The organism is Lentzea albidocapillata (assembly GCF_000719115.1).
Taxonomy (GTDB): domain Bacteria; phylum Actinomycetota; class Actinomycetes; order Mycobacteriales; family Pseudonocardiaceae; genus Lentzea; species Lentzea albidocapillata.
The window spans coordinates 185,505-197,841 of sequence record NZ_JOEA01000024.1; the positions used below are offsets into that span (position 1 = coordinate 185,505).

General features: G+C 68.4%; 7 protein-coding genes. 4 read left to right on the forward strand and 3 right to left on the reverse strand.

Annotation, left to right across the window (positions count from 1 at the left end; all coding sequences use genetic code 11):
* Positions 1–17 precede the first annotated feature (17 nt).
* Positions 18–1,730 (reverse strand): NAD+ synthase, encoded by a 1,713-nt coding sequence (locus IG04_RS0134925; protein WP_030481017.1) that lies wholly within the window; start codon positions 1,728–1,730, stop codon positions 18–20.
* A 29-nt stretch (positions 1,731–1,759) separates the two neighbouring features.
* On the opposite strand from IG04_RS0134925, the gene IG04_RS0134930 reads away from it, so the two are divergent.
* Both IG04_RS0134930 and IG04_RS0134935 read left to right on the forward strand, forming a co-directional pair.
* Complete coding sequence (locus IG04_RS0134930; protein WP_084402052.1) at positions 1,760–3,322, forward strand: alpha/beta hydrolase; 1,563 nt, start codon at positions 1,760–1,762, stop codon at positions 3,320–3,322.
* Positions 3,323–3,363: 41 nt separating this feature from the next.
* A complete protein-coding gene (locus IG04_RS0134935) occupies positions 3,364–4,845 on the forward strand; it encodes an alpha/beta hydrolase (protein WP_245816646.1) in 1,482 nt (493 codons plus the stop codon).
* On the opposite strand, the gene IG04_RS0134940 is transcribed toward IG04_RS0134935, so the two are convergent.
* Together IG04_RS0134940 and IG04_RS46845 are read right to left on the reverse strand one after the other, a co-directional pair.
* Positions 4,800–6,314 (reverse strand): MFS transporter, encoded by a 1,515-nt coding sequence (locus tag IG04_RS0134940; protein WP_030481020.1) that lies wholly within the window; start codon positions 6,312–6,314, stop codon positions 4,800–4,802. The genes IG04_RS0134935 and IG04_RS0134940 overlap by 46 nt on opposite strands.
* Positions 6,315–6,950 (reverse strand): LppX_LprAFG lipoprotein, encoded by a 636-nt coding sequence (locus tag IG04_RS46845; protein ID WP_030481021.1) that lies wholly within the window; start codon positions 6,948–6,950, stop codon positions 6,315–6,317.
* Positions 6,951–6,991: 41 nt separating this feature from the next.
* Between IG04_RS46845 and glnA the strand changes: the two genes are divergently transcribed.
* Together glnA and IG04_RS0134955 are read left to right on the forward strand one after the other, a co-directional pair.
* Positions 6,992–8,335, forward strand: a complete 1,344-nt coding sequence (gene glnA, locus IG04_RS0134950) for a type I glutamate--ammonia ligase (protein ID WP_030481022.1) — start codon at positions 6,992–6,994, stop codon at positions 8,333–8,335.
* Positions 8,336–8,353: 18 nt separating this feature from the next.
* Positions 8,354–11,884 (forward strand): FkbM family methyltransferase, encoded by a 3,531-nt coding sequence (locus tag IG04_RS0134955; RefSeq protein ID WP_144065629.1) that lies wholly within the window; start codon positions 8,354–8,356, stop codon positions 11,882–11,884.
* Positions 11,885–12,337 lie beyond the last annotated feature (453 nt).

The following is a 12,337-nucleotide window of genomic DNA, read 5'->3' on the forward strand; positions in this document are numbered from 1 at the left end:
AGGCTCTACTCCTGAGTTCAGCCCTCGCGCCATCCGTTCGTGATCGGCAGCCGCCGGTCCCGCCCGAACGCCTTGTTGGAGATCTTGGTGCCCGGCGGGTACTGACGGCGCTTGTACTCGGCCTTGTCGACCATCCGCAGCACGCGGTCCACGAGCGCCGGCTCGTGCCCGGCGGCCAGCAGGTCGTCGTACCCGCGGTCGCAGTGGACGTAGTCGTCCAGCAGGCGGTCGAGCACCTCGTAGTCCGGCAGCGAGTCGGAGTCGACCTGGCCGGGCCGCAGTTCGGCCGACGGCGGCTTGGAGATCGAGTTCTCCGGGATCGGCGGGGTCTCGCCGCGCTTCTCGGCTTCGGCGTTGCGCCACCGGGCGAGGTCCCAGACCAGGGTCTTCAGCACGTCCTTGATCGGGGCGTAGCCGCCGACCGCGTCGCCGTAGATGGTCGAGTAGCCGACCGCGAGCTCGGACTTGTTGCCCGTCGCGAGCACCAGGTGACCGTGCTGGTTCGACAGCGCCATCAGCAGCATGCCGCGGCATCGGGCCTGGATGTTCTCCTCGGCCAGGCCGGTCAGCTCCAGCTGCGAGACGTACGTCGACACCATCTCGCCGATCGGCTCGGTGGTGAAGTGCAGGCCGGTCCGCACGGCCATGTCGGAGGCGTCCGAACGTGAGTGTTCGGACGAGTAGGAGGACGGCATCGAGACGCCGTAGACCGCGTCGGCACCGAGAGCGTCCACGGCCAGCGAAGCCACCACGGCCGAGTCGATGCCACCGGACAGACCGAGCACTACGGTCCGGAAGCCGTTCTTGTGCACGTAGTCGCGCAGACCGGTCACCAGCGCGTGCCACACCTCTGCCTCATCGGCCAGCGGTTCGAACACGCGGGGCGCGGGCAACGGCTCGTATGCCGGGATCGCGTCGGAGAGGAACACACGGCGCACGTAGAAGTCGCCGATCTGGCCCTGCTCGTACTCGCGGTCGCCCGGCACCTCGAAGTCGACGAACATCAGGTGCTCGACGAACTGCGGCGCCCGCCCGACCAGCTGGCCGTCGGCGGAGACGACGAGCGAGTCGCCGTCGAACACCAGCTCGTCCTGGCCGCCGACCAGGTTGCAGTAGGCGAGGGGCGCGTGGGCTTCGGCGGCACGGCGCGCGACCAGGGGCAGCCGCTGGTCGTCCTTGTTGCGCTCGTACGGCGAGGCGTTGGGCGAGACCACGAGGTCGACGCCGGCGTCACCGAGAGCGGTGATCGGGCCGCCGTCCTGCCACAGGTCCTCGCAGATCACCATGCCGACCTCGACGCCGTTGATCCGCACGATGTCCAGCGACGAACCCGGCTTGAAGTAGCGGCGCTCGTCGAACACGCCGTAGTTCGGCAGATGGTGCTTGCACTGCCGCGCGACGACGCGTCCGCCGTGCAGCACAGCGACGGCGTTGCGCGGGCCGACGGAGTCGTGCTCCAGGTAGCCGACGACGGCGGCGATGTCACCGAGGCCCGAGGCCTCCAGGGAGCTGGCCAGCGCCTCCAGCGCCTCCGCGGACGCCCGCGCGAACGACGTGCGGATCGCCAGGTCCTCGACCGGGTAGCCGGTCAGCACCATCTCGGGGAACACGGCGAGGTGCGCGCCGCCCTCCCGGGCCTTGCGCGTCCACTCCACGACCAGCGAAGCGTTGCCCTGGAGATCACCAACAGTGGCGTTGACCTGGGCCAGCGCGATCCGAAGCTGCGGCATGCCCTCATCATCTCCCATACCATCGGGCTGTGGTCCGTCTCTTGAGCGTGTTGCTCGTCATTCCGCTGCTCGCGTCCTGCACGTCGATCATCGAAGGGACCGCCAAACCGGGCGTGACCTTCGAGAAGGTCGGTCCGGCGGGCGTCGTTCCGGCCGGGTTGGAGGAGTTCTACGGCCAGCAGCTCGCCTGGGAGAACTGCGAGCCGTACGCCACGACGGGGTCGAGCCGCGACGCGTACGGCAAGAGGCGCGACGTCGAGTGCACCCGCCTGAGGGTTCCCCTCGACTACAGCAAGCCGACCGGCGACACGATCACCATCGGCGTGCTCCGGTACAAGGCCACCGGGCAGAAGATCGGCTCGTTGCTGACCAACCCCGGCGGGCCCGGCGCGTCCGGCATGGCGTCGGCCGCGGGCATGATCCCGGCCTACCGCAAGACCGAACTCGCGGCGAAGTTCGACCTCATCGGATTCGACCCGAGGGGCATCGGCGCGAGCGAGCCGGCGGTCAGTTGCCTCACCGGACCGGAGCGCGACGCGGAGCGTCTGGACCTCGACATCGACACAAGTCCGGCCGGAATCGCCCAAACGGAGCAAGAGAACAGGACATATGCCGAGAAGTGTGCCGCCGGTACAAAATTCGGGGCGGCAATGCTCGCCAATTTGGGCACGCGGGACGTAGTTAAGGACATGGATGTCCTCCGCTCTGCGCTCGGCGACGCGAAGCTGAGCTACGTCGGGTACTCGTACGGCACCCGCATAGGCACTGAATACGCCGAGACCTTCCCCCAGAACGTGCGCGCGCTCATCCTCGACGGTGCCGTCGACCCGACCCAGGACCAGCTCGCGTCGCTGGTCGCACAGGCGGCCGGCTTCCAGAAGGCGTTCGACGAGTTCGTGAAGTGGTGCCGAGAGAAGAAGGAGTGCCCCCTCGGAGACGATGCGAACCTGAGCTTCCGGCAGCTCACCACCCCGTTGATCCAGAAGCCGGTCGACGTCGGTGACCGCAAGCTGTCCTACAACGACGCCATCACCGCCGCGATCCAGGCGATGTACTCGGAACAGCTGTGGCCCCTCCTGCTCAACGGCCTCCAGGAGCTGAAGAGCGGCAAGGGCACCACGCTGCTGCGCCTCGCCGACGCGTACTTCGACCGCGACGATCAGGGCGAGTACTCGACCATCACGGACGCGTTCAACGCGGTGCACTGCGTTGACGACGCACGGCTGACGGACAAGAACGCGCTGCTCGAGACCCAGAAGAAGTACAAGGAGGCGGCACCGTTCCTCGACGACGGCAACCCGGCCGGCGCGGCCCTCGACTCGTGCGCGTTCTGGCCGGCACCGGTCACCGCGCCCGCGGGCCCGCCCAAGGCAGAAGGCATCCCGCCGCTGCTGGTCATCTCCACGACCGGCGACCCGGCCACGCCCTATGAGGCGGGCGTGAACCTGGCCAAAGCGCTCAACTCGCGGCTGCTCACCTACGAGGGTGTCCAGCACACGGTCTTCCTGCAGGGCGACCAGTGCGTGGACGGCGCCGGCGTGAAGTACCTGATCGACCAGACGCTGCCCGCTGACGGAACCCGGTGCGCCTAATGACGAAGAGGCGATCCCGAGTCACCGCAGCCTTGTTCGCCTTGATCGTTCTGCTCGGCACGTCCACGTCCTACGCGCGCATCGACGGCTCACCCGTCGCCGCGCGCAAGGGCCTGGCGCGCTTCTACGAGCAGACGCTGGCGTGGGGTGCGTGCCAGCCCTACGCGACCGACGCGAAGAGCAAGGGCCTGTATGAGCGCGAGGGCATTCAGTGCGCTCGGCTGTACGTTCCGCTCAACTACGAGAATCCGGACGCGGGGACGATCACTGTCGGACTGCTGCGCCGCCCTGCCGCGGAGAAGGACCGGCGGGTCGGTTCTCTGGTGGTGAACCCCGGCGGTCCGGGAGGTTCGGGCATGTCGCACGTCGCGAACATGCAGCCGGGCAACCCGGTCGGCAAGCGGTTCGACGTGGTGGGTTTCGACCCGCGCGGCGTGGGGGCGAGCCAGCCCCGCGTCCAGTGCCTGACCGATGCCGAACGTGACGCGCAACGGCTGCGGCCCAAGGGCGAGAGCGCGAACCTGACCGAGCAGGAGAACAAGTTCTTCGTCGACCGCTGTACCGAACGCAGCGGCATCGACCTGCTGCGCAACGTCGGCACCCGTGACGTCGTACGCGACGTCGACGTGCTGCGCGGCGCGTTGCGGGAGAACAAGCTGACCTACCTCGGCTACTCCTACGGCACGCGCATCGGCACGTTGTACGCCGAGATGTTCCCTCGCAACGTGCGCGCGATGGTGCTCGACGGCGCGGTGGAGGTCAACAGCGACAAGGTGGCCGCGTCGGCACGCCAGGCGCAGGGCTTCGAGGAGTCGTTCGAGCGGTTCGCCGGCTGGTGCGCGCAACGCGACTGTCCCATCGGCAGGGACACGAGTGCGGCGGAGTCCCAGTTCCGGCAGATGATCGAGCCGCTCAAGAAGACGCCGCTGCAGGTCGGTGACCGCAAGCTGTCCCACTCGGACGCGAACACCGCGATCATCCAGGCGATGTACACGGACCGGCTGTGGGAGACCGCTCTGAAGGGTCTTCAGGAGTTACGGCAGAACAAGGGCAACACCCTGCTGCAGCTCGCCGACCAGTACCTCGGCCGCGCCCAGGACGGCACCTACAGCCGCATCCAGGACGCGTTCGTGGCCATCCGCTGCGTCGACGAACCGCCGATCAAGGACCGGGCCACCCTGGAGTCCAACCGTCGGAGGCTGTTGGAACTGCTGGGCAACGACACGATCCCCACCGACGAGACCGCGCTCGGCCCATGCGCGTTCTGGCCGGCCCCGCACACGTCGGAACCGCATCCGCCCAACGTGGACGGACTGCCGCAGGTGCTGGTGGTGTCGACGACCGGTGACCCGGCGACGCCCTACCAGTCCGGCGTGGACCTCGCGCAGGCACTAGGAGCGCGTTTGCTGACATACAACGGAAACCAGCACACGGCGTTCCTCGCGGGCATCGGCTGCGTGGACGGCGTGGGCACGAACTACTTGGTGGACCTGAGGTTGCCCGAAACAGACTCGGTCTGCTGAGACTTCCCGGGCAGGAGGACCGACCCCAGCGCTCCAAGCGCGCAGATCACCGCCGTGATCAGGAAGATCTCGTGGTACTCGGTGAGCAGCGCCTCGGTGAGCCCGCGCTGGTACTCGGCCATCTGCCGCTGGAACTCAGCGGGTTCGACGCCGAACGGCAGCGGTGTGTTCAGGCCTGCCGTGAGCTCGCGGAACCGGTGGAGTCCCCACGCGGACAACGCCGCCACACCAACGAGCATGCCCGTCATGCGCGCGACGACGACGAACGCCGACGCAACACCGTGCCGGACGGGAGGTACGACACGCAGCACAGCACCGGACAACGGCGCGATGACCAGGCCCAGCCCGAAACCGGCGATGGCCAGGTCACGCGTGAGCACGAGCCCACTGACGTCAGCGGGCCACTGCGCGATGAACACGTACGACACCGATGCCATCGCGAGCCCGCCGAAGGACACCCAGCGGTCGCCGAGCCGTGACGCGAGGAACCCGCCCAGGACGGCGCCGACCGGCAACGCGATCAGGAACCGGGCGAGCAGCGTCGCCGCGGACGCCGAGTCGCGCCGCAGCACGGTCTGCGCGAACAACTCCACGTCGACCAGCGTCACCATCAACGCGGCACCGGCGGCCAGCGACACCCCGAGCACGGCCCAGAACGGCCGCCACTGCACGCCATCAGGGTCCATGAGCCGCACAGCGCTACGGCGTTCCCAGAAGAAGAAGCCGCCCAGCACGACGAACGCCGCGATGAGCGTCGGCCAGCCCCACGACGGCAGCACGGACTCGGCGGGCGTCGGGTTGTAGAGCGCCACGACCAGCAACGACAACGCTGCTGCCAGCAACACCCCGCCCACGACGTCGATGCGCACCTCGCGCCGTGTGTTCGGCACGGTCCGTTGCACGACCACCATCGCGATGATCGCCAACGGGATGTTCACCCAGAAAATCCACCGCCAGCTCTGCGGCTCCCACGCCTCGAACAACGGCATCGCGTTGAACAGCGAGGCCACCGCGATGCCGTACAGCGTGCCGAGAACAGACCCCAACTCCTGAGCCGCACCGACGGTCCCCAGAGCGGCCGACCGCCGTCGCTCCTCCCACAGGTCCGCGACCAGCGCCATCGTCACCGGCAGCAGCGCGCCACCGGCCAGGCCCTGCACGACGCGCCCGAGCACGAGCAACGGCACGTCCGCCGCCAGTGCCGTGATCACCGAGCCAACCAGGAACCCGAGCAGCGAGACCTGCAGCACGAACCGCCGCCCGAGCCGGTCCGACAGTTGCCCGAGCAACGGCATGCCGGCCACGTACCCGAGCAGGTACCCGGTGACGATCGGCGTCGCCTGTTCCAGCTCGTTCACCGCGATGCCCAGGTCACGCACCATGTCGGTCAGGACACCGACGACGACGTACGCGTCGAGCGCCCCCAGGAGCACGGCCGCGCCGGACGCGGCGAGAGCTACCTTTCTCATCTACGCGGGTGCCGTGACCGTGACGGGCTTGTCGAAGTCCGTGAGGCCGATGTCGACCTTCTGACCACCGGGAAGCTCGAACAGCGCGCTCTTGAGCTTGTTGTCCTTGTCGATCGAGAACGTCGCCTTCACGTCCGCGGAGATGCCCGGCACCAGCCCGGCCGCCACGTCCTTCGGCACCGTCGCCTCGACCACCGACACGTCACCGGACGACTTGGTCTTCGCGTCCCTGGCACTGGCCAGGACCTGCGCGACGCCCTTGTCCGGGTTCAGGATGGCCGAGGGGTCGTACACCTGGCCCGCGAACGCCGCCGGAAGCTTCGTGAACCCGCCGGTCGGGCCCTTGAAGTGCAGGTTTCCGCCGGTCAGCACGTACTCGATGGACAGCAGCTGCCCGCCGAACGTCACCTTCGCGGTGCCCTTCGAGTCACCGGCCGAGGTGAGGTCGCCGTCGGCCTCCTTCACCGGCACGTCCGGCAGCTCACCGTCGACCTTGATGGTGAAGTGGACGGTCTTGACCGAGCGCATCGACTCGGCCGACTTGGAGAGCAAGGTCGCACCATCGGGGAGATCTCCCCCGGACGTGCAGCTCGTGAGCAGGGCGAGTGCGCAAACCAACAACCAACGGGCCGACATGCGTTGATCGTAAGGTCTCCCGAGCCCTTAAGCTGCGCTCTATGGACCGCCAGCAGGAGTTCGTGCTCCGCACGCTAGAGGAACGCGACATCCGGTTCGTCCGGCTCTGGTTCACGGACGTCCTGGGCTTCTTGAAGTCCGTGGCTGTCGCACCGGCCGAACTCGAAGGTGCCTTCAGCGAGGGCATCGGGTTCGACGGGTCGGCGATCGAGGGCTTCGCCCGCGTCTACGAGTCGGACATGGTCGCGAAGCCGGACCCCTCGACGTTCCAGGTGCTGCCCTGGCAGACGCCGGACGGCAGCAACTACTCGGCACGCATGTACTGCGACATCACCATGCCGGACGGCTCCCCGTCGTGGGCCGACCCGCGCCACGTGCTGCGCCGCACGCTGTCGAAGGCCAGCGAGGCCGGTTTCACCTGCTACGTCCACCCCGAGATCGAGTTCTTCCTGCTCAAGGGCCTGCCCGGCGACGGGAGCGAGCCCGAGCCCGCGGACAACGGCGGCTTCTTCGACCAGACCTCGCACGAGACCGCGACGCACTTCCGCCGCCACGCCATCGAGGCGCTCGAGGCGATGGGCATCTCGGTCGAGTTCAGCCACCACGAGGGCGCGCCCGGCCAGCAGGAGATCGACCTGCGCTACGCCGACGCGCTGACCATGGCGGACAACGTCATGACGTTCCGCTACCTGGTGAAGGAGGTCGCGATCACGCAGGGCGTGCGCGCCTCGTTCATGCCCAAGCCGTTCTCCGACCAGCCGGGGTCGGGTATGCACACGCACTTCTCGCTGTTCGAGGGCGACCGCAACGCCTTCTACGACGAGGAAGACCCGTACCAGCTCTCCGACATCGGCAAGCAGTTCGTCGCGGGCATCCTCAAGCACGCGCGCGAGATCTCCGGTGTCACGAACCAATGGGTCAATTCGTACAAGCGCCTGATCGTCGGCGGTGAGGCCCCCACGGCCGTGTGCTGGGGTCACGCGAACCGTTCCGCACTGGTCCGTGTGCCGATGTACTCGCCCGGCAAGTCGTCGTCGCGCCGCGTCGAGGTCCGTTCGCTGGACTCCGCGTGCAACCCGTACCTGGCGTACTCGGTGATCCTGGCCGCCGGCCTGCGGGGCATCGAGAAGGGCTACGAACTGCCGCCGCCCGCCGAGGACGACGTGTGGTCGCTGACCGACCGCGAACGGCGCGCGGCGGGGTACGCCAACCTGCCGCAGAACCTCGGCGAGGCGCTCACCGAACTGGAGAACTCGGAGCTGCTGCCCGAGGCACTGGGCGAGCACGTCTACGACTTCTTCCTGCGCAACAAGAGGACGGAGTGGGACGCGTACCGTCGTAGCGTCACCCCGTACGAGTTGCGCACACTTCTCCCCATGCTGTGAGGCAGATACGTGCTCTCCGTGACTGAGGTACCCGAGTTCCAGCCGACGATCTGCGCGTGCACCGTCGCCACGGCGGCGGAGCTGCCCGCGGTCAAGGTCCTGTCCAGCTCGTTCCTCGCGGAACACCCCGAGGGCCGGTTCGTCGCGCTGGTCGTCGACGCGCAGCCGGAGCACGCGGGGCCTGGACTGATGACGCCGCTGGACATCGGCGTCGCCGAGGTCGAGCTGCACGAGCTCGCGACGTCCCTGGACGCCGCGGGCCTCAAGGCCGCGATGGTGCCGCGGCTGCTGGAGGCGTTGCTGTCGCAGGGCATGCCCGTGCTGTACCTCGACCCGTGGGTGCAGGTGTTCGGGTCGCTCACGAAGGTCGTGCTGGAGGCGTTGCGCACCGCACCGGTCGTGATGCTGCCGCGCACGTTACGACCGTTGGCGTCCGACGGCCTGCAGCCCGGCCCCGCCGACCTGCACGACCAGGGTGCCTTCGACCCCGGGTTCATCGCCGTCGGCCCGGGTTCCGAGCCCTACCTGACCTCTTTGGACATGCCGGCGATCGTGCCGCACCACGTCGTGCGCGACGCGCGGATCGGTTTGTCCGTGTGGAACGTCGCGGACCGGCCGTTGCACCGCACCGAGTCCGGTTCGCTGGCCGTGGTCGGCCAAGATCTGCTGACGGTGCATTTCCGCGGGTTCGACCCACGTCGGCCCTGGTTGCTGTCCGCCGATTTCGCCGAACGTCCCCGTGTGCTGCTCTCGGAACACACGGAGGTCGCCGAGCTCTGCCAGTCCTACCGCGGCGAACTGGTGCGCAACGGCTGGTCCGTGGCGCCCGTGCCGTACCGGTTCGACTCCCTGATCGACGGGACGCAGATCCCGTCCGAGCTGCGCGCCGACTACCGGGCCTCCGTACTGACACCGCCGCCGGCGTTCGGTGAGGACGGTGGTGGTGGGTTCCTCATCTGGGCGTGCGAGCCGACCGAGAGTGGCGGCACGCGCTGGGCCGACGCCGTGTGGCGTGCGGATACCGCGCTGCAGCAGCAGTTCCCGGCGCCCTTCGGTGCGGACGCGGAGGCCTGGCGCGAGTGGTGCGCCGGGGTCGGCGTCGCTTCCGGACGGTTGCCCGCGCCCGCCGTGCCGCAGCCCCGCTCGGAGGGGCCGGCGCTGCTCGACCAGCTCGGTGTGTCCGTCATCGGCTCAGGGCCGCTGGCCGAACTGATGCTCGCCGCCGCGCGTGCGTCCGGGCTGCCGGTGTCGGCCGCCGCCGGATACCCCGTCGTGGTGCGCGCCTCTTCTGCCGATGAAGTGCCCTCCGGACGGTTCGTCGTCGACGTCGCGTTGGACGCCACCGCTGCGGACGACCGCACGGGCGTGAACGAACTCTGGCTCTCGTCCGAGGCGTCGCGTGCCGCCGCCGAACGCATCGGCGGGCCCATCGTGCGTGTGGTGCCTGTGCCCGTGCACGACGTTGGTGCGCGTGAGCACGAGTCCGGCGAAGTGGTGGTGTTCGCGGCGATTGCGGACCACGGCCTCGACAGGCCCGGCAACGTGCTGGGCGCTGTGTCCGCGTTCCTGACCGCGTTCCCGGACCGGACGGACGTCGAGCTGAAGATCGCCGTGTCCGGTGCGCTGGAACACCCGGAGGCGGCCGAGCGGCTGCGCCTGGCCACGTCCTCCGACCAGCGGATCTCGCTGGTGGACGGCCTCGACGTGGCCGCGACCGCCGATGCCGTCGTGTCGCTGCACCGCGGCGGGGCGGACGACCGGATCGCGTTGCGCCTGGCCGAGCTCGCCGTGCGGGGAGTCCCGATCGTCGCGTCGGACCACGGCGCCGTTGCCGAGCTGTTCGGCAAGACGGCCGTTCTCGTGCCGTGTCACCAGGGCGCCGAACCGGACGTGCAGGCTGCTGCGAAGCTGCTGCGTTCGTTGGCCGATGACCTGCCCACGGCTGCGGCGCTCGGTGCGGCCGGACGTCAGCACGTGCTGTCCGTGCGATCGGTCGCACGAGTCGCCGAAGTTCTCCGTGAACGCGTCGAGCACGCGTACCGCGGATGGCGGGCCCGCAGGCCGAAGCAGAAGGCCGAGGTCGACCCGATGCTCGCGCTGCAGTCGGCCAAGCACGCCTTACTGCGGCAGCCGACCGTGGACGGCCCTCACCGGACGCCGATGGCACCCGCGCTGCGCAAGGTCGTGCTGCGCGCGCTGGACCACTACGACAACCACATGCGCCAGGTGCTGCACACCCTGATCGACGGGGTCGAGCGCACGGTGTCCGAGCTGGTCAACCGGCAGGACGCGCTGAAGGCCGGCGTCGGTGCCGGTGAGCTGGAACTGCTCCGCGCCGAGGTCGAGCAGGTCGCGCAACGGCAGTCGCACTTCGTCGACCAGTTGGTCGGCGTCGACGACGGTGTCGTGCGGGTGCGCGCGGACATGGCCGGTCAGGGCCGCCGGCAGCGCGACGTCGAGGACGCGGTCGTAGCCGAGGCGGCCAGGCGCGCGAAGTCGGACGAGGTGCTCGCCGAGCGGATCGACAAGCTGACCGTGGCGCTCGACCGGACGCTGGACCGGATCGACGGCCTGGAGTCCAAGGTCGTCGAGGTCTTCCGCGAGCGCGACTCACGGCTGGGCGCCGCCCTTCGCACTGCTCACCAGGCACAACAGACCGCTGACGCGCTGCGGCGGGTGGTCGTTCGCCAGCACGAGAACGCTGGTGACGCGCCTGCGGTGCGTTCGTCGCTGGTGTTGTGCGACGCCGGCATGATGCGGCTGCCCTCCGACGACGCGTTCATGCTCCCGCTGTTGTCGTCCAACGGCGTGTGGGAGCCGGACCTCGCGGAACTGCTCGACTCCGTGCTGGAACCGGACGGCATCTTCCTCGACGTCGGCGCGTACGTCGGCTACCACTCGATTCGGGTGTTGTCGCGGCTCGGACTGATGGGCGCCGTTGTCGCGGTGGAGCCGGACGCTTCCGCAGCCGCTCTGCTGAGGCACAACGTCTCGGCGAACCTGCCCGCCGCCGTCGCCGACCGGATGACCGTGGTCGAGGGCGCGGCATGGGAGAGCGCGGGGGAGCTGGCGGCGTCCCCGACGCTGACCGGCGGTGTGTCGGTGTCGCCGCTGGCCGCCGACGCTCCCGACGAGGTCGCGCGCGTGAAAGCGGTGCGCCTGGACAAGGCACTCGAAGAGATCGCCTTGGTGCAGGGCATGAAGCTTTCCGTCGTACGGGTCGACACGCCTGGACGCGGACATCGCGCTCTCGCGGGACTCGTCCGGTTGTTGCGTCGCGACAGGCCGCACGTGTTCCTTGAGTTCTCCGCGACCGCGACGGCGGACTTCGGTGACGATCCGGTGACGGTGCTCAAGGAGTTCGGCGTCTGGGGCTACGACCTGGTGCCGGTGGCGACCCGTCAGCCCGCCGCGCCGGACCAGATCGTGCGGGCGATGGAGGGACTTCGTTCCATCACCCTGTGGCTGCGACCGCGTCCGGTCGGGGCCAAGCCGGCCGCTCCTTCGCCGTCCGTGCCGATCAAGCAGCCCGCTGACCAGGCGATTTGACTTTGATCCTCTCTGTGAGTAACTTTCTCCAAGTCGCAAGCGGGACCACGGAACGAGCGGTTGACACCGCGGATCGGGCCGAGTAGAGTTCCACGGCGTCAAACCCCCAGAAGTAAATGAACGGCCTAACGTGCTGTCCGGGATCTGAAAATGACCCCGATTTGACACCGGGAAAGCCACTCGGATAACTTCTGAACCAAGCAAAAAACTGAATGCGAAGCGAGTTTGCGCCGAGCCAAAGAAGCCACAGTGTTTGACCAAACTGGCTGATTTGACAAAGCGAAAACGAACTGGCTAAGCTTTCAACACAAGCCCCGAGAGAAAGCCTCCGGAAACGGAGACTGGAACCGGTGAGCGCGTGTTCTTTGAGAACTCAACAGCGTGCCGAAACACAGCCAGTAATATATGAATACCTCCTCGTCGAGGTATTCCTTTGAGAAGATAGATGCCAGA

Excerpts from the sequence above, each read along its gene's own strand:
- IG04_RS0134925 (WP_030481017.1), bottom strand. The coding sequence starts at position 1,730 with ATGCCGCAGCTTCGGATCGCGCTGGCCCAGGTCAACGCCACTGTTGGT.
- IG04_RS0134940 (WP_030481020.1), bottom strand. The coding sequence starts at position 6,314 with ATGAGAAAGGTAGCTCTCGCCGCGTCCGGCGCGGCCGTGCTCCTGGGG.
- IG04_RS46845 (WP_030481021.1), bottom strand. The coding sequence starts at position 6,950 with ATGTCGGCCCGTTGGTTGTTGGTTTGCGCACTCGCCCTGCTCACGAGC.
- glnA (WP_030481022.1), top strand. The coding sequence starts at position 6,992 with ATGGACCGCCAGCAGGAGTTCGTGCTCCGCACGCTAGAGGAACGCGAC.